This is a genomic window from Blautia sp. HCN-20427 (genome assembly GCF_037890365.1).
Taxonomy (GTDB): domain Bacteria; phylum Bacillota; class Clostridia; order Lachnospirales; family Lachnospiraceae; genus Blautia.
Window position 1 is genome coordinate 1 of the sequence record NZ_JBBKBX010000062.1, and the last position, 1,362, is coordinate 1,362.

The 1,362-nt window shown below is 46.7% G+C and carries 1 protein-coding gene; it reads right to left on the bottom strand.

Features of this window, described 5'->3' with window-relative positions; genetic code table 11:
- Positions 1 to 1,362, bottom strand: a 1,362-nt coding sequence (locus WKT17_RS16190; protein WP_340273697.1) for a formate--tetrahydrofolate ligase, incomplete at both ends; no start/stop codon positions are given.

Below are 1,362 nucleotides of genomic sequence, written 5' to 3' on the forward strand. Positions count from 1 at the left end.
TTTCTGTACAATCTGGTTTAATTTATCTTCAATGCTTCCTTCCAGTTCATAAGAGAAGGTAAAGTCGTTTGGTTCTTCTACCAGACGGATAACTTCTTTTGCAAGAGCAATACCGCCTTCGCCGCCTTTGGCCCATACTTCAGACAGGGCAACGTTTACGCCCAGTTCCTTACATTTCTGTTCTACCAGGTCAAGTTCTGCCTTCGTATCTGTGGGGAATGCATTGATAGCAACCACACATGGCAGTTTGTATACGTTTTTAATGTTGCTTACATGTTTTAACAGGTTCGGAAGTCCTTTTTCCAATGCTTCCAGGTTTTCGTTATTTAAGTCTGCTTTTGCCACGCCGCCATTGTACTTGAGAGCACGAACCGTTGCTACGATAACCACTGCGCTTGGGTGCAGGTCTGCCATACGGCACTTGATATCCAGGAATTTCTCTGCGCCGAGGTCAGCGCCGAAGCCTGCTTCTGTAATGGCGTAATCACCTAATTTCATTGCCATCTTGGTTGCGATAACAGAGTTGCAGCCGTGTGCAATGTTTGCGAATGGACCGCCGTGTACGATGGCAGGTACATGCTCCAAGGTCTGCACCAGGTTTGGCTTCAGAGCGTCTTTTAACAGGGCACACATAGCGCCTTCTGCGTGTAAGTCATGAGCCGTAACCGGTTTCTGTTCGGAAACTTTTCCGTATGTATAACCAACAATAATACGTCCCAGTCTTTCCTTTAAGTCTGTAATGTCTCTGGCCAGACACAGAACTGCCATGATTTCAGAAGCTACGGTGATGTCATAGCCGTCTTCTCTTGGCATGCCGTTGGTCTTTCCGCCCATACCGTCTACTACGAAACGAAGCTGACGGTCATTCATATCCACACATCTTCTCCAGGTGATTTTTCTTGGGTCGATGTTCAGTTCATTTCCCTGATAAATGTGGTTATCCAGCATAGCTGCCAGAAGGTTGTTGGCTGCACCGATTGCATGGAAATCTCCGGTAAAGTGCAGGTTGATGTCTTCCATAGGAACTACCTGTGCGTATCCGCCGCCTGCTGCGCCGCCCTTTACACCGAATACCGGTCCCAGAGATGGCTCACGAAGAGCAACCATAACGTTTTTGCCAAGTCTCTGCATACCGTCTGCAAGACCAACGGTTGTGGTGGTCTTTCCTTCTCCTGCCGGTGTTGGGTTAATGGCAGTAACCAGAATTAATTTTCCGTTTGGTGCATCGGATTCTTTTAATAAGTTGTAGTCAATTTTTGCTTTGTACTTGCCGTACTGCTCCAGATATTTGTCATCAATACCTGCTTTCTCCGCAATTTTTGTAATCGGCTCCATTGTACATTCCTGTGCAATTTCAATGTC